Here is a 786-nt window from a genome sequence, read left to right as displayed (position 1 = left end):
GAGGAGTTCAAGGCTTTACGTGAGTATAACGAGTTCCTGCAAAAACAGCTATCAGAAAAAGAAGAACGTTTTGTAGAACAAACCGGAAGGCTTCGACAGGTACAGGATGAGCTTTTTACTTTGAAAGAGAGCTATTCGGATGTCAAGCTTGAACTTGCACTGAAGAGATGTGAGAGAAAGAAGTGCGGTGATCGTGAACCGCAGAATGGGTATTAATATAGGAGAATAAAAATGAAAAAGATAGATTCAATCATTATCCATTGTTCGGCCACACGTGCCGGGCAGGATATCAAAGCTAAGGATATTGATCGTATGCACCGTGCACGCGGTTTCAGCCAAATTGGTTATAACTATGTAATCGACTTGGACGGAACCATAGAAGCCGGTCGGCCACTCGCGATAGCTGGGGCTCATTGTATCGGTTACAATGATCATAGCGTCGGGATTTGCTATATTGGTGGACTGGACACTTCCGGAAAACCGGCTGATACCCGGACTCCGGCGCAAAAGACGGCAATGGACGGCCTAATTAACAAGTTGACGAGAGAATATGAGATTGCAGAACTTCTCGGCCATCGGGATACGTCCCGAGACCTGAATGATAATGGCATTGTGGAACCGTTCGAATGGATCAAGTTATGTCCTTGTTTCGATGTCAGGGAAGAATACAAATCATTTTTGAAACCGATAATTGTGCAGTCATGAAAGCTTGGCATATCATAGTTGTTTTAGCTCTCTGCCTTCTTTGCTTCCTGGCTGGTCGGCACACGAATAGGGCAGGAGGTG

Annotated in this window: 1 protein-coding gene and 1 pseudogene; both read left to right on the top strand. The window is 45.3% G+C overall.

Annotated elements, in window-relative coordinates:
- Positions 1–216 (top strand): annotated as a pseudogene (locus KTG12_RS21440) (hypothetical protein); the annotation flags it as partial.
- Between the two features lie 15 nt (positions 217–231).
- Positions 232–705 (top strand): N-acetylmuramoyl-L-alanine amidase, encoded by a 474-nt coding sequence (locus tag KTG12_RS21435; RefSeq protein ID WP_129943947.1) that lies wholly within the window; start codon positions 232–234, stop codon positions 703–705.
- Positions 706–786: the final 81 nt, after the last annotated feature.

This window comes from Parabacteroides sp. MSK.9.14 (genome assembly GCF_019041495.1).
GTDB lineage: Bacteria > Bacteroidota > Bacteroidia > Bacteroidales > Tannerellaceae > Parabacteroides > Parabacteroides merdae.
The sequence above is the reverse complement of the archived record's forward strand: the minus strand, read 5'-3'. Positions and strand labels throughout refer to the sequence as shown.

Coding starts and splice junctions, on each gene's coding strand:
- KTG12_RS21435 (WP_129943947.1), top strand. CDS start 232: ATGAAAAAGATAGATTCAATCATTATCCATTGTTCGGCCACACGTGCC.